The organism is Natrinema sp. SYSU A 869, from assembly GCF_019879105.1.
Lineage (GTDB): Archaea > Halobacteriota > Halobacteria > Halobacteriales > Natrialbaceae > Natrinema.
The window spans coordinates 2,812,462-2,827,213 of sequence record NZ_CP082249.1 but is presented as its reverse complement, the minus strand read 5'-3'; the positions used below and the strand labels follow the sequence as shown (position 1 = coordinate 2,827,213).

General features: G+C 64.8%; 10 protein-coding genes and 3 pseudogenes. 7 read left to right on the top strand and 6 right to left on the bottom strand.

Going from position 1 to position 14,752, the window contains the following annotated elements; all coding sequences use genetic code 11:
- Position 1: 1 nt before the first annotated feature.
- Positions 2 to 1,128 (bottom strand): annotated as a pseudogene (locus K6I40_RS22135) (serine hydrolase domain-containing protein).
- Positions 1,129 to 1,255: 127 nt separating this feature from the next.
- On the opposite strand from K6I40_RS22135, the gene K6I40_RS22130 reads away from it, so the two are divergent.
- Positions 1,256 to 3,121, top strand: coding sequence for a molybdopterin biosynthesis protein (locus tag K6I40_RS22130; protein WP_222916665.1), 1,866 nt, complete (start codon positions 1,256 to 1,258; stop codon positions 3,119 to 3,121).
- A 287-nt stretch (positions 3,122 to 3,408) separates the two neighbouring features.
- Positions 3,409 to 4,953 (top strand): glycosyltransferase family 39 protein, encoded by a 1,545-nt coding sequence (locus K6I40_RS22125; RefSeq protein WP_222916663.1) that lies wholly within the window; start codon positions 3,409 to 3,411, stop codon positions 4,951 to 4,953.
- A 60-nt stretch (positions 4,954 to 5,013) separates the two neighbouring features.
- Here K6I40_RS22125 and K6I40_RS22120 read toward each other — a convergent pair whose 3' ends face one another.
- Together K6I40_RS22120 and K6I40_RS29055 are read right to left on the bottom strand one after the other, a co-directional pair.
- A complete protein-coding gene (locus K6I40_RS22120) occupies positions 5,014 to 6,372 on the bottom strand; it encodes a DolP-mannose mannosyltransferase (RefSeq protein WP_222916661.1) in 1,359 nt (452 codons plus the stop codon).
- Position 6,373: 1 nt separating this feature from the next.
- Positions 6,374 to 7,463: pseudogene (locus K6I40_RS29055) on the bottom strand (NAD(P)-dependent oxidoreductase).
- Between the two features lie 475 nt (positions 7,464 to 7,938).
- On the opposite strand from K6I40_RS29055, the gene K6I40_RS22110 reads away from it, so the two are divergent.
- Genes K6I40_RS22110 through K6I40_RS22100 form a run of 3 tightly spaced genes read left to right on the top strand, consistent with a single transcriptional unit; the run spans position 7,939 to position 10,542 of the window.
- Positions 7,939 to 8,853 carry a decaprenyl-phosphate phosphoribosyltransferase gene (locus tag K6I40_RS22110; RefSeq protein ID WP_222916652.1) on the top strand — a complete coding sequence of 305 codons (915 nt, stop codon included), beginning with the start codon at positions 7,939 to 7,941 and terminating at the stop codon, positions 8,851 to 8,853.
- Positions 8,854 to 8,893: 40 nt separating this feature from the next.
- On the top strand, positions 8,894 to 9,580 hold the full coding sequence (locus K6I40_RS22105) for a PHP domain-containing protein (RefSeq protein WP_222920431.1): 687 nt from the start codon (positions 8,894 to 8,896) through the stop codon (positions 9,578 to 9,580).
- On the top strand, positions 9,577 to 10,542 hold the full coding sequence (locus K6I40_RS22100; RefSeq protein ID WP_222916650.1) for a lysylphosphatidylglycerol synthase transmembrane domain-containing protein: 966 nt from the start codon (positions 9,577 to 9,579) through the stop codon (positions 10,540 to 10,542). Before K6I40_RS22105 ends, K6I40_RS22100 begins: the two co-directional genes overlap by 4 nt.
- Positions 10,543 to 10,633: 91 nt before the next feature.
- On the opposite strand, the gene K6I40_RS28685 is transcribed toward K6I40_RS22100, so the two are convergent.
- Together K6I40_RS28685 and K6I40_RS28680 are read right to left on the bottom strand one after the other, a co-directional pair.
- Complete coding sequence (locus K6I40_RS28685) at positions 10,634 to 11,305, bottom strand: hypothetical protein (protein WP_255681831.1); 672 nt, start codon at positions 11,303 to 11,305, stop codon at positions 10,634 to 10,636.
- Entirely contained in the window at positions 11,302 to 11,937 is a 636-nt protein-coding gene (locus tag K6I40_RS28680) for a hypothetical protein (protein WP_255681830.1), read from the bottom strand. Before K6I40_RS28680 ends, K6I40_RS28685 begins: the two co-directional genes overlap by 4 nt.
- A 629-nt stretch (positions 11,938 to 12,566) precedes the next feature.
- Between K6I40_RS28680 and K6I40_RS22090 the strand changes: the two are divergent.
- Both K6I40_RS22090 and K6I40_RS22085 read left to right on the top strand, forming a co-directional pair.
- Positions 12,567 to 13,546 (top strand): annotated as a pseudogene (locus K6I40_RS22090) (ABC transporter substrate-binding protein).
- Positions 13,543 to 13,989: a desampylase gene (locus K6I40_RS22085; RefSeq protein ID WP_222916648.1), complete on the top strand. Its 447-nt coding sequence runs from the start codon at positions 13,543 to 13,545 to the stop codon at positions 13,987 to 13,989. The pseudogene K6I40_RS22090 and the gene K6I40_RS22085 overlap by 4 nt, the downstream one beginning before the upstream one ends.
- Positions 13,990 to 14,311: 322 nt before the next feature.
- Here K6I40_RS22085 and K6I40_RS22080 read toward each other — a convergent pair whose 3' ends face one another.
- Positions 14,312 to 14,752, bottom strand: coding sequence for a hypothetical protein (locus K6I40_RS22080; RefSeq protein ID WP_222916646.1), 441 nt, complete (start codon positions 14,750 to 14,752; stop codon positions 14,312 to 14,314).

Here is a 14,752-nt window from a genome sequence, read left to right as displayed (position 1 = left end):
CTCACCGGAGCGCCTGTCGAACCGCATCCGCCAGCCCATTCACGCGGGCGACGTGTTCGTAGGACCCCTCGCGAACCCCATTCGTCACGTACGAAAAACTGATGTTCTCCTCGGGGTCGGCCCAGCCGACGCTGCTCCCGAGGCCGGCGTGGCCGAACACGTGTTCGGGTGAGAGCGAACCGTACGGCGCAACCGTCGTCCCACCCTTCCAGAAGCCGAGCGCGAATCGCCCTTCTCGGCCGATTGTCCCATCCGACTCCGTCTCGGCCTCGAGGCGCGTCATCCGCTCGACGGTCTCGGACTCGAGGAGTTGCGTCCCCTCGAGTTCGCCGCCGTTTGCGAGACAGGCATAGAAGCGGGCTATGTCGCCGGCGGTTCCGATGCCGTTGGCGGCGGGGATCACGGCGCGGTGGATCTCCTCTGAATTAAAGGGGGCCGCGACCTCGGTGTGATCGCCCAGTCCCTCGCCGGGATCTCGACAGCGGTCGAATTCCTCGAACCCGACGAGCGTCGCGACATCGTCGTCCTCGTCGTCTCGCAACCCGATGCCGGTGTCGTCCAGTCCGAGCGGATCGAAGACGCGCTCTCGAGCGGCCTGCTCAATCGGCGTCTCGGAAACGCGGCGGACGAGTTCGCCAACCAGCCAGCCGAACGTCAGCGCGTGATAGGCCGGCGTCTCCCCCGGCGGGAAGTTCGGCTCCATCTCCTCGAGGTGCTCCACCACGGCATCCCAGTCACCCCAGAGGTCAGGCCGATCATCGATCTCGCCTCGATTGAGTCCCGAGGTGTGGCTGAGTACCTGTCGGACGGTGATCTCGGCCTTTCGGTGCCTTCGTCGGCGAACTCCGGCCAGTGGTCGACCACCCGGTCGTCGTAGTCGAGTTCCCCCTCCTCGACGAGGGAGTGCAGGGTGACCGCGGCGTAGGGCTTTGTACTCGAGAAGAGGATGTGCCGCGTCTCGCGGGTCTCATCCGGGCCGTCCGGCGCTTCGACGCCGCCCGCGAGGTCGATCACCGGCTCGCCGTCGACGTAGACGGCCAACTGAGCCCCGTGGTGGAGCCCGGCCTCGAGGTGACGGTCGAAGAGGGCAGCGATGCGCTCGCGGTCTGTATCGGAAAGCCGTGACATGGATCGCACCTCTTCGGGCTGACGCTTAATCATTGCTGTGTGAGAACATTTCACAGGCAACGCCTGGCGGCCGAGAGACTACGGTGAGTCGACCGACGTTTTTAGCCTCGGCGTCCGAAGGACCGCTATGAACCGCAAGGAATTCCGCGATCTCGCCTCCCCCGCAGAGGCACGCGAGGCGATCGACTCGCTGGCCCTTGAGGGCGGCATCGAGCGCGTCTCACTCGAGGATGCACGCGGCCGGGTGCTCGTGGCGCGACTCGACGCCGAACTCGACGTGCCGGGGTTCGACCGGGCGAGCCTCGACGGCTACGCCCTCCGGGCCCGGGACACGTTCGGCACGGACGAGGCTGATCCTGCCCGCCTTGAGATAGTCGGTGAGATCCACGCGGGTGCGAAACCGGACGTGGCGCTCGAGGAGGGGCAGGCTGTCGAAATCTCGACCGGCGCGGTGATGCCAGACGGCGCAGACGCGATGGTCCCCGTCGAGCGAACTGATACGGACGCTGACGGCGACGAGGTCCTGGTCCGTACCTCAGTCGCTCCCGGTGACAACGTCATGTTCGCGGGGGCAGACGTCGCCGCCGGCGAACGCGCGCTCGGTCCCGGAACGACGATCACGCCTCGCGACATCGGCCTGCTGTCGGCGCTGGGGATCGACGAGGTGCCGGTCCGAGCGAAACCGCAGGTCGGCATCGTCTCGACAGGTGACGAACTCGTCCGGCCGGGGGAGGACCTCGACAGCGAGCGCGGCGAGATCTACGACGTCAACAGCTACACCATCGCCGCGGGCGTCGAAGATGCCGGCGGGGAGGCTGTCCTCTACCCCCACGCCGGCGACGAGCAAGACGAGATGGAGGAGATTCTGCGGACCGCGGCTGACGAGTGTGACCTCGTGCTCTCCTCGGGATCGACCAGCGCGAGCGCGGTCGACGTTATCTATCGGGTTATCGAGGAACAGGGCGAGTTGCTGCTCCACGGCGTGAGCGTCAAACCAGGGAAGCCGATGCTGATCGGTCGGCTGGATAATTCCGCGTACGTCGGCCTCCCCGGCTATCCCGTCTCCGCGATGATGGTCTTCCGAACCTTCGTTGCACCGGCGATCCGCGAGGCGGCCGGAACGCCGGAGCCCGCATCCGCGACGGTCTCCGGCCGGCTGGCCAGACAGGAACGGTACGAGGAGGGTCGACACCGGCTCATGCCGGTCGGGATTGTCACGGACGGCAACGGCGAGACGCTCGTCTACCCTGTTGACAAGGGCAGCGGCGCGACGACCAGCCTCGCGGACGCCGACGGCGTCGTGGAAGTCGGCCCCGAGACCGACTACCTCGAGGAGGGCGAACCCGTCACGGTCACGCTGTTCTCGCCGGACGTCCGTCCGCCGACGCTGTTCGGCGTCGGCGAGGACGACCCGACGGTCTCGCGACTGCTCGACGGGCTCGAGAACCCGCGCTACCTCTCGGTCGGGACCCGGCCCGGCCTGCGGCGACTCCGCGAGGGCGTCCCCGATATCGCTGTGGCCGCAGGACCGCTCGATCGAGAACTCGAGGCAACCGAAATCGGGCGCTGGGAACGCAAGTGGGGGCTGGTCGTCCGGGCCGGCAACCCCGACGAGATCGAGGGGCTCGAGGATCTGGTCGATCGCGATCTGCGGTTCGTCAATCGGACGACGGATTCGGGGCTGCGCTCGAGTCTCGGTGCTTCGGTCGCCGACCTCGCCGGGGAACGGGGATCGGACCGCCATGAGATCGTCGACGCGATCGACGGATTCGAGCTGGGCCTGCGCGCCCACGAGAGCCCGGCCCGCAAGGTTATCGCGGGCGATGCCGACGCCGGCCTCGGGCTGCGCGAGACCGCTGATCGGCTCGATCTTGGATTCGTCTCCCTCGGCCAGCAGCCGGTGTGCGTTCTTGCGAACCCCGATCGAACGTCGAAGGAGGGGGTTCGGGAACTCGAGGCGGCGCTTTCGGGCGTGTCGTCGTCCGAACAGTAGAACGCAACTCCGAGCGGCGGCCGTTTCGGGTGAATGCGGGCGCCCCTCTCGATCAGCACAGTCAGGGATCCACATTCGCAGCCTCTCGCCAGCGCTTACGGCAGAACGGGGGTGGCCTGCGAACTGCCCCATTTGTCGTGCGAAGCAAAGAATTGCGAGAGACACGACGCTCCGATTCGCTCGACTCGGAATTCCGCTGTCTTCGGGCTGTGAAGGGGACGGTAATCCGGCCGGTGAGCGCAGTTAGCTGACCAACATTCATACGCTGAATCGTTGCAATCGGTAGTATGTCGCCGTCCCCGACGACCGAGAAAGATGAGGGGAGAAACTGGGATCGGTCCCTGGCCAGTATCCCGATTGAACTGTATCCGATCGCTCTCCTCGCGGCCGCGCTTCGGCTCTTCCGGCTGGACTCCGAGAGTTACTGGGTCGACGAAGTCGTCTCGGTGACCACTGCTACGTCGAACACGCCGTTCGAACTCCTGATCAGCGTGCCGGGGAACGATCCCCACCCGCCGTTGTACTATCTTCTCCTCTCCGGCTGGACGGCGGTCTTCGGAACGACCGAACTGGCCACTCGACTGTTATCGGCCCTCGTCGGAATCGCCACGGTAGTCGTCCTCTACGGGGTCGGTCGGCGACTCTTCGACCGAGAGGTCGGAGCGATCGCAGCGGTGTTCGTCGCTGTCTCACCGTTTCACATCTGGTACTCACAGGAGGTACGGATGTACAATCTGCTCGCACTGCTGACAGCGCTCTCATTCTACTGGTTCGTACGCATGCAGACGGAGAGACCGGCCGACGAGGAGGGCGTTCGGGACGATATCTGGTACGTCGTTTCCACGGTGCTCCTCGGCTATACACACGTCTTCGGGCTGTTCGTGATACTCGCCCAGAACGCGTACGTCTTCGCTCGATACCTCGTCCGGATCGTCCCCCGGTCGCGACTGACCGTCCGCCGCTGGATCACCCTTGAGGGGATCACAGCCCTCCTGCTCGCCCCGTGGTTGGTGCGGTTGGGCCGCCGTACGGTAGCGGCCCACGGCGATGAAACGAGCAACGTCTCGTGGATTCCGCTACCGACGGCCGAGACCGTCAGGGAGATGTTCGCCGCGTATCTCGGCGGCTACCTGTTCGGTGAGTCGTTCCCGCTGTTCGTCTCGCTCGTGGTCGTGGGCTGTCTGGTACTCGCGCTCTCGAGCGAGCGAGCGACGGCCTCAGGGTCCGATCGCCAGGACGCGCCAGTAAATGCCATGTACGTGGTCGTCCTCTGGTTCGTCGTCCCGATACTCGTCCCGATCGCCCTCTCGCACGTCGTCGCGCCGATCTTCGTGGATCGGTACTCGATCGGCGCGTCGCTGGCGTTTTTCCTCTTGATCGCGATAGGCGTGCGGACGTTCTCTCGCCCGTCGCTTCGGTACGCCGTCGTCGGAGTGCTCCTCGTCGGTCTCGCGTTGCCGCTCCCGGCGTACTATCAGAACGACCAGAAAGAACAGTGGCGGGGGGCCGCCGCCGACGTCGAGTCGAACGTCGACGACAACGATGTCGTCCTCGTGAGCAGACCGTTCACGGAGCGGACGTTCAGCTACTACTTCGATCAGTCGGACGTGCCTACGGTTCGGATTAGCCCCGACGCGTCGGCCGACGAAATACGGGCATCCGTCGACGGGCACGACGACGTCTGGATCGTCCTCTCGTACACCGGTTCATCGACCAACCAACGGATTCTCGAGGCGGTGGAGGGCCGCGCTGAGTATCGCGGCCCGGTAGCGGTGAAACGGTACAACGGAATTACAGTAGTCCAGTTCGAGCGGACGTCGGACGGCGGATAGAATCGCTGCCAGCGTCTGCGTCGTCGGTCACACTCGCTCGAGTACGACCTTGCCAAACCGCTAGCCGTGATCGGTTCGACTCGGCCACCCGTCGCACGCCCGTCTGTCCAGTCGATCGTCAGTCATCGAGATCCACCGCACCTCGTTCCAACTCAACCGATAGTGACAGGTCTCCGGTTTCATCTGGTCCCAATAGATGGTCTGCATCGACGGGACGTCCGCATCATCCGGCGTTATTGGCAGTGGGTCTGCCTCCGGCTCGGCATCCTGTTGCATCGCGTAGAGCGTCGACTGCGGGGCTGGCGAGCCGAAGTGCCAGACTAGTCCCGAGAGAACGAGCGCCGCAACGACGGCGACGACGGCGACGGCCGTCCATCGACGTCGGGTGGCCCGGGTCGCGTTATCACCGCGGCGCTCCAGCGTCGCCGACCACCACGTCGTTACGTGCTCGACGGTGACGGCGACGCCAAGCGCGACGAAGGCAAGCCACAGGAGCGCGTCCGTCGAGCCGTCCAGGTCGACGAACAGCACCTGAAGGGCGAGTAACACGCCGCCCGCCGTTATCCACCACCGTTCCCAACGGTCGCGGACGGCGGCGTGCGCCCAGCCGTAGAGCGCCACCGGGAGGAGTAGCGACCCGTAGCCGAACACGAGCAGTATCGAGTAGACGCGCTCGGCCAGGGTGTACGACGATCCGGCGGACAGCGTCGCGACCACCGTTTCGACGAACATGGGGACGAGCGCACCTACGGCCGCGAACACGAGGACGACGACGCCGGTCACGACGCCGCCGCCCGCGATGGTCCAGAGCGCGCCCGTCCGCCTGTTTCGCTGGTAGGCCATTCCGACGACCAGTAGCGCGAAGACGCCTCCCGATTGCCACGAACCGGCGCTCAGTGCCGCGATGGCCCCGGCGAGGAAGGGGCGGTCGCGAAGGGCGAGTGCGAGCGCGAGGACACCGAAAAACAGTGCATAGAACTGGGCTCGCACCCCTTCCGGAGAGAGGAGGAAGAGTTCCGGGACGACCAGCATCGTCAGGCCGGCGGCGACCGCCGCCGCGTCCTCTCCGGTCACGAGGTATGCCACCCACCCGACGAGCAGGACGCTCATAGCAGCGACGAACGTCGTGAACGCCGAGCTGAGGCCGTGCAGGACGAGCATGTCCCCGCCGGAGAGGAGGGAGAGAACGGCTGCGATCCCGAACGGAACGGGCGGGTTCACGTCCCAGACATCGAGATACGGAACGCCGCCGTTGAGGACGTACCAGCCCGTATGCTGGAAGAACGCGGGATCGGTCGCGATCGTCGGCCAGTCGACGAGCATGTATCTGACGAAGCCGGCGACGAACAGGACGGCGACGACCGGACCGAGGACGGCGACCCATCTGGAACGACTCACGACGCGTGAACGGACGGCCATTTCAGATCCGCTGTGAGATCTTCTTCGCGACGGCGAGGGCACCCTGATCCCACGCGACGCGGTGGTCGAGGCCGGTCCCGTCAGCCGTCTCGTCGGCCTCGTAGTTCTCGAGGTACCACTCGTACGTCTCCACGAGCGCCTCCTGGTTGGAGTACTCGGGCTCCCAGCCGAGGTCTTTCAGTTTCTCGACGGAGACGTAGGAATCCTCGTGGGCCGTCTCGTAGACCCACGGATACAGCGGAGAGAGGTTTAGCGTATCCAGTACACGGAGGACCGCGACCGTGAGGAAGGCGGGCGTCCCGATGGTTCGCTTGCCCGTCCCCGCGTAGTCGATAGGGGCCTGGAAGTCCGCTTTCATCGTGGCGAACTCGTCGGTACCGACGTTGAACGTGTCGTTCACCGCCTCTTCGTCTCCGGTGAGCAGCAGTTCGATGGCAGTGACGAGGTCGTGGACGTGCAACAGCTGGTAGCGGTTGTTCCCCAGCCGACGAGCGGGACGTTCGCGCCGTCCTCGATCCAGTCGAACAGCACCTGGAACACGCCGAGTCGCTGCGGACCGATGAACGTCTTTGGGCGGAGAATAGGGACGCACATTCCCATGCGACGGAAGTCCTGACAAACCTTCTCGGCCTCGATCTTGGCCTCGCCGTAGGGGCCGACGCCATCCAGAGACGATTCCTCGGTGATCGGATGTGCGTCGTGGGTTCCGTAAACCGCGGTCGAGGAGATGTAACAGACCCGCTCGACATCGTGTTCGTTCGCCGCCCAGAGCACGTTTCGCGTCCCGTCGATGGTCGTCTCGCGGATGCGGTCGTCGTCCCACAGCGGGAGCGCGGCCGCCGCGTGCACCACCGCGGTGGCACCACTCTCCTCGAGCGCGTCGGCTACCGACTCCTCGCTTCGGACGTCCCCTCGATGAAGTCAATGCCGTCCGTGTCGTCTTCCGCCTCGAACGGCTTGAGATCAAACGCGGTGACGTCCCACCCCTGGTCGCGGAAGTGCTGGCACGTGTGGAGGCCGAGGAACCCGGTCCCCCCCGTGACGAGAACCGAACCACTCGAGTCGCCGCTGGCGTGCTCACTGTCGCTCATCGTGGTATCAAACTGGATGTCATTACGGCGCCTCAATAGTGTATCGGCGTTTCACAGCCTTATACAGCCGATTATCTTTGTGGAAGGCGAAACCGAGGGGCGACACTGCGAGAGAGCGAGAGAGACGTTCGAGACGAGCGATCGCTTGCTCTCGTGATACCGGGCATGCAGACGCTAGCGAACCAGTGGTTTGCACTGCAATAGTACGTTATGGGGCTCGTATTCCCGACGATCCGCTGTCGCTCGAGCACGCGGCTCCTGCGAGGAGCACACGGAGAGTGTTCGAAGTGACGGTAATCTACTCTAACACTCGGTTTCTCTTCCCGAAACAGTTCATTGGGGCAATCAGTTCCCGATCACGGTTTAGATGCTGCGTTCCCGACGGCAGATCGGCGGTTAGCGGCAGCATAGCGTCGGCCAGCCGCTAAAGGCAAGCCGGAACTTTTTGTCGTCGACTGTGGGAGTGGAAAGACTGATGGCTCGTGCGTACACTGACCAGAGCCGGTTCGTCGGCGCCGTCTCGGGTCTAGTAAAGGAGATACGTCCCTGGCAGTGGTACAAGCAGAGCGTTCTGCTTCTGGGATTCGTCTTCTCCAGGAGTCTGTTCGATCCGGTCGCCGCAACGAACGTCGCCCTCGGGATCGTCGCCTTCTGTGCCATCGCGGGCACGACGTACATCGGCAACGACATCCTCGATATCGAGGAGGACCGTAACCATCCGCGGAAGAAACACCGCCCCATCGCCAGCGGACAGGTGCCGATTCCTGTGGCAGTGTCGTTCGCGTTCCTGCTCTTCGTCGGCGGACTGACCCTCTCCTGGTACATCGGTCCGCTGTTCCTCCTCGTCGTCTGCGCGTATCTCGCCCAGAATGCGCTCTACTCCTCGTTTCTGAAGGACATCGTGATTGTCGACGTGATGGTCATCGCCGTCGGGTTCGTCCTGCGAGCCATCGCAGGCGTCGTCGCCATCGACGTCTACCTGAGCCCCTGGCTCGTCGTCTGTACGTTCCTCGGGGCGCTCATGCTCGCGCTCGGCAAGCGCCGCCACGAGATGATCGTCAGTGACGATCCGGCCGCATCACGCGCTACCCTCGCCGAGTACACCGAGGAGACGCTCGACCAGTTACTCGTCGTCGTTCTGGCGGCGCTGGTTGTCTCTTATTCGCTCTACACGTTCTTTCGCGGCGGACTGTGGATGATGTCCACGCTCCCGTTCGCCTTCTTCGCGGTCTTCCGCTACCACTTCCTCGCCCACACGCAGACGCTGGGCGGTGACCCGAAGTTCCTCTTCGGCGACCGGCCGTTTTTCATCAACCTCGTCGTCTGGGGACTCCTCGTCATCGCGGTCCTTTACGGGGTTCCGGCCCGTCTCCTCAAAATGATCGCGTGACCCGCTCACCCCACTCCACATCGAGACCACTATGACGACCATGACGCGGCGATACGATCTCCAAGTACACACGGACGCCTCGCCCTGCTCGAGCACACCTCCCGAGCGCGTGGCCGCGGCAGCGGCCGCCGCTGGACTCGACGGTATCGCTGTCACCGACCACGACACGCTCGCAAACGTCGACGCCGTTCGGGACGCCGCGCCGGACGACCTCGATGTGGTCCCCGCGGTCGAAGTGACGACGACCGAGGGTCACCTCCTGGCGCTCGACGTAACGGAGGCACCGCCTCAAACTGATCCGCTGACGGTGGTCGACCACGTCCACGAGCAGGGCGGCGTCACCGTCCTCTCGCATCCGTTCGACGCACTGCGACAGTACTACGAGACAGATCTCGACACACTCGCGGATGCCGTCGACGGGGTCGAAACGGTGAATTCCCGCTGCGTCCGCCGCCGGTTCAACGAGCGCGCAGCGGCGTTCGCGGCCGCCCACGACCTGCCAGCGACTGGCGGGAGCGACGCTCACTTCCCGATGGAGATCGGCCGTGCGTACACCAGCATCGAGGGCGGCGGCTCGCTCGCGGACGCCGTCCGCGACGGACGCGTTCGAGCGGGTGGTCGCGGACGGTACCTCTCAGGGCACGTCGCGACGAAACTCCACCAGTTCCGCACCGCTTCCGGTCGCGTCGTCGGGACGCTCACGTCGGGAGGGTTCCCGCGGCGATGAGCGACTACGATGGGACCGTCGTCGACTACGGTCGGGCGGTCGTCCGCGACCACGGCGTCTGGCTGACGGCGCTCCTCTCGGTCGTCGTCTTCCTCGGCCTCGCTGCCTACGCGAACGTCGGCGACGTGACGAGCGCCCTCGCCACCCTGAACTGGGAGACGTTCGCGGCCGTCATTGGCCTGACGACCGTCGGGTACGGCTTTCGGTTCGCCAAGTGGCACTACTACCTCCGGCGACTCGAGGTGGACATCCCGCTCGAGGCGAGCGCAATCACCTTCTTCAGCGGCCTGATGATGGTCGTCACGCCGGGGAAAGCCGGCGAGGTCTGGAAGGCGTGGTTCCTCCGAAAGGAGCGCGACATCCCCGCGAGCAAGATCACCTCCGTCGTCGGCGCCGAGCGCATCACCGACCTCATCGCGCTCAGCGCGATGGCCGCGCTCGGGTTGCTGGTCTACAGCCGCTCGTCGCTCCCTATCGTCGTCGTCTTCGGCGCTATCGCGGCCGGTATCGGCCTGCTCCAGTGGCGACAGGCCAGTCTAGCCGTCATCGGACGACTCGAGTCGCTCCCGGTCGTCGGCGATTACGCGACCGAACTGGAGCGGTTCTACGAGAGCGCCTACCGGCTGTTCCGGGTGCGCCCACTGGTCGTTTCAACCCTGTTCAGCCTCGTGGCGTGGGGCCTGGAGGGCGTCGCCCTCTGGCTGGTCCTCGAGGGGTTCGGCCTCGAGACCAGCGTCGTGATCGGCCTGTTCGTCTTCGGCCTCGGCTCGGTCGTCGGCGCGGTATCGATGCTCCCCGGGGGGATCGCTGCGGCGGAGGCGTCGATGGTCGGCGTGCTGCTCACGTTCGGCTACCCCGAAGCCGTCGCGGCTGCCGCCACGATTGTGATCCGCGTGGGAACGCTGTGGTACGCCGCGGCGCTCGGGACGGCGGTGTTTCTTACGTACAAGGCGACTCGCTGAGCGGTCCGCATCCAGCGACCGGCGACCCGAGACACTCGAGGAACGTTAACCAGGACCAACGCGGCCGCAATGGCCTCGCGGCCGGACCCAATCACCGACGGGCCCTGATCCGCCGCCAGCCGAGGATGACCCCCTCCGCACAGAGCCAGAGCGCCCCGAGGGCGATGCCGGCGATGTGCAGCACCTGTGGAAGGTGCATCCACGTTGGGAAGACGTATTGGGCCATGGCCGCCCCCTTCCGAATCGCCGACTCGACAGGGCCGGGCTCGTCGTCGACCGCGGTCAGTTCGGTCCCCGGTGGGACATCGGACCGCTCGTCGATGCCGATCCGGTCGGCCTCGTACGGTAGCGGTATCACCTCGCCATCGAGATCGTCGAACTGCCAGACGATCTCGCCGTCGGGATCGACCTCGAGCACGCGGTTGTTCCGGGAGTCGGTGATGAGCGTGTTGCCGTTAGGCAGCCGATCGGCATCCCGGGGCCACTGGAGGGGATCGCTCGCGGGGCCGGTGTAGCGCCAGACGCGCTCTTCGGACTCGATATCGAGTTCGACGATGCGCCCGTTTTCGCTGTCGGCGACGACCATCGTCCCCTGGTCTTCGATGCGGTGCGGATTGTGCTGTTTATCCAGCACGTCGTGGTTCCCGGGCTCGCCGACGACGTCGACGATCTCGTCGGTCCCCGGATCGACCTCGATGATCACGTCGAAGTTGCGGATGCTCATCTGGAAGTTGCCGTTCTCCAGCTGGTCGATGTCGTTCATGTGCGTCCAGTCGTCGTGTTCCCCTCCTTTTCGGGACCGCCGTACTCCTCGTAAAACGGCGTGCCGGGCGTCAGGTGATCCTCGGCGTGCCACTCCCAGGTGATCTCGCCGTCGCGGTCGACGGTGAACGCGCGATCGTTCCCCATGTCGGCGATCGCCGTCTCGCCGTTCTCGAGGCGCTCAAAGTCGTGGACTTCGTGGTCGGCGATGAACTCGTCGTACCAGTCGTACTCCCAGACGACCTCTTTCGAGTCCTTATCGAGTTCGACGACACGATTGTGGACGCACTGATGGTCTGTCTCCTCGTACTCGAGGTACTCCTCGGGACAGTCTTCGGCGGGCGTCCTGACGGCGACGGCTGCCAGCACCGTCCCCTCGTCGAGTTGTTCGACGCCGAACACGCGCGAGTCCGGCACCGACCACTCCCAGACGACCTCACCGTCGGGCGTCAGTTCGACGACCCGCCCGTCGTCGTTGTACGAATGGACGCCGACGAGCGTGTTCCCGGGATACCTACCGTCGTCGGTGACGACTCTCGGCTCGCGATCAATAATGACTGCTTGGACGCCGAGTGACGCGATCAAAAGGCCGATGAGGACGGTGACGACGGCGACGCGGGTTCGCTGGTTCATACGGGTACTGGCAGGGGAGGCCGGTTCGAGGAACGGGCCTGTCGCAACGTCGAGTCGATCAGACGGAGCAGGGACCGATCCAACGAGAGCTATGCGACGGAGTGAGATGAATCTAGGGCTCGTGAGCGGACGGCGACGATGTGGCGGTAGACGGACTCCGGAGGGATCCGGAGACGTTGTGGCGTCGGGGGATCGGTAACCCCTGCTCGGAATACGAACCAGCCGTTCGAAGCGTATCCGGTAGATTATCTACCGAAGTGCAACGTCACGGAGCCGCGGCTCAACGCTCGAGTCGGTCGCACGTCCGACGGAAATGGAGCCCAACTTCACGCCGGATCGCTCGTTCGTCCCTACCGCGATCCGTGTTATTAGGACACTGTATCGTTTCGGCCCGGTCCGACCGCCGCGCGATAGCCGAACGACGCCTTCGATCGAACCGCGATACCGGATCGGGGAGCCGATTTGATCGAGCGACGGAACGCCCCCGAGTACACGCATCGTATCCGACGCTTTCCGCGAACGACGCCGATTCCCGACGTCTACGACGACACCCCTCCTCTCGGCGAGTAGTTCGACGGCTTCCATCATCGAGGCCGCCGCTTTTGGTTACCCGATCCGTACGAGCGACTATGCGAATCGTCACGACGCTCCCTCGGCGACCGAGACCGTCGCCGCGCTCGGTTGCGAGCCGGTCGGCGTCTCCCACGAATGCGACCACCCGCCGACGGCCGCGTCAGCGCCCGCCGTCACCCGATCGCGAATCGATGCCTCGGGCTCGAGCAGCGAGATCGATCAGCAGGTACTCGAGACCGCCGACTCCGCGGACGGCGTCTACGACGTGAATATCGAGACGCTCGACGACCTCGAGCCGGACGTGATCGTCACACAGGGAATGTGCGACGTCTGTGCGGTCGACGTGGCGGTGATCGAGAACGCCGTCGATCGGATAGATGCAGATCCCGAAATCGTTCCGACCGACCCCCACAGCGTCGGCGACGTGCTGGATGACCTCGATCGGATCGGCCGCGCGGTCGATCGCGAAGAGCGGGCTCGCAAGGTCCGACAGGACCTCGAGTCACGACTCGAAGCGATCCGAAATCGAACCGCCGAGATACCAGCTGAGGACCGGCCGCGCGTGGCGATCTTCGACTGGACCGACCCCGTGATGGTTGCGGGCCACTGGACCGCCGAACTCGTCGACTGGGCCGGCGGCGAGTACGGGCTGGCCGATGTCGGCGAGCGCTCGAGCCCGCGTGAGTGGACCGACATCCGCGCGTACGATCCCGAAATCGTGGTCGTCGCGCCCTGTGGCTTCGACCTCGAGCAGACCGCACAGAACAGAACGGACCTCACCGAGCGTGAGGGATGGAACGACCTCACTGCAGTACAAGAGGGCCGCGTCTGGGCAATGGACGGCGACCACTACCTCAACCGGCCCGGTCCGCGGCTGGTGGACACGCTCGAGGCACTGGCACCGATCATCCAGCCGGACCTGTTCGACGGGCCGGCTGCGGATATCGCGGTTCCGTTCGACGAACTCGAGGGCCTCGAATCGGAGACCGACCCCGCCGACTCCGAGTCTCGAGCCGAAATCGACTCGAGCCCGTGATCATCCTGCCGACTGCAATCCGGGAGGCGATTCTCGAGCGCGCCCGCGACGGCAACCCCGACGAAATCTGTGGGGTCCTCGGTGGCGAGTACGAGCCCGACGGGCAGAGCCGCGTGCACTCGCAGTATCCGGCCACGAACGTCGCCGAAACGCCGCGAACGCGATACGAGATCGATCCCGAAGAGCAGTTGGCGATCTTCGAGCGCCTTGAGGATCGGGGCGAGGAGATCGTCGGCTTCTATCACTCCCATCCCCGCGGGCCGCCGCGGCCGAGCGCGACTGACGCTGCCCAAGCGACCTGGCCCGATCGCTCTTATGTGATCGTCTCGCTCGAGCCGCTTGAGGTAGGCTCGTGGCGGTGGCGGACAGATGAGGACGAGGATAATACCGATCAGAACGGGACGACTGACGAGAAATTCGAACGAGAACGGATGGTCGTCTGAGCGTCCTCATAACTCCCAACGTATCCGACTGCGATACACCCTCAATTATAGAGCTGACCAACAGCCATGGGAGTCCTTCTGTAATAGTACACAACCAGATTCCGCACGAAAAGCGACGCCAACCAGACGGGCCCCCGACCGTCCGGAGCGTCGACGGTCGCCGGCGACCGTCACCCGAGGGTTGGTACTAGTTGAATGTTATTCTTTCGCGTGATCTGAGTGACGGTCACGATCGATTAGATTCTCGAATTTATCGACGATGGAGGCGAGAACCCCGTCCCGTGAGTCCGAGGTCGTTCACGAGTATCTCCGCTGATTCCTCTCAGTCGTCCGCGTCGTCCTCGAGTGCATCAGCTTTCCGTCTCGCCTCGACCGCCCGCTCCCGGAACTCCTCGATTCGTTGGTTCAGTTTCTTTCCGGCGGTGTATGTGAACTCGTCGGGCATCATCCCATACTCGATGTCGAGGGTGATCATCGTGTCACAGCCCTCGACGATTTCCGGTGCCCAGCTCCCCTGTGCCAGCTTCGACTCGTCGGTGACCACCGCCTCGCCGTCCTTGACGTCGATGAACGCACTCACGATGTTCCAGATGTTCGGATCGCTGGAGCTAACCTCGTCGAACAGACCCTCGAGTCGCGAGTCTTTGATCTCCTCGTCGCGCAGTTCCGCGAGGAGGTCCTCAAGGCCGTCGGCTATCTCGTCGTGTCTAGCGGCGTCCTCGCGGAGGTCGGCCGGAGACTCGTTCGAATCGGTCCCCGTCAT